Below are 501 nucleotides of genomic sequence, written 5' to 3'. Positions count from 1 at the left end.
AAACTACAAGCACTCGGAGCAAAGGTTGTTGGTAGCGTTTCTGCTAAAACCACGGCGCTACTGGCAGGGGAGAAGGCCGGCTCGAAATTAACTAAGGCGGAAAAATTAGAGGTTAAGGTGGTGGATGAGGATGAGTTTTTGAAGATGGTTGGGGATGAGAACCGTTAAAAAATTGCACTGCTAACTGCGAGCATGGCTCTTGTCTTGCGTCGGGCAAAACAGTGTTTTGCTTATTCCTCCTCAGGTTCGCAAGTGCAAATCCCTTAGAGGGGATTTGCTGGTTAGGTCATACTTTAATAACATGCTCGTCCCTCGCACACCAATTATAAATTAGAAACGTAGGGTGATTTAGGCTTTAGCTAACTCACCCTATAAAACTCTAAAAGCCAACCAATCTCTCACCACTAACCCCAATGTTATTACCCTCTAAAAATCAATAACATACGCTTACCCGCAAGCATTGCGCTCTTTTTTATAATGGATTGTACAATTGTAAAAAGG

The 501-nt window shown here is 43.1% G+C and carries 1 protein-coding gene; it reads left to right on the top strand.

The window, feature by feature from the left end; all coding sequences use genetic code 11:
- Window positions 1-168: BRCT domain-containing protein (locus tag ACS8FD_RS25070; RefSeq protein ID WP_439277841.1), on the top strand; the 168-nt coding region annotated here is incomplete at its 5' end.
- Window positions 169-501 lie beyond the last annotated feature (333 nt).

It is taken from the genome of Psychrobacter sp. 1U2, assembly GCF_051847575.1.
This window is presented reverse-complemented; position numbering and strand designations above follow the sequence as displayed.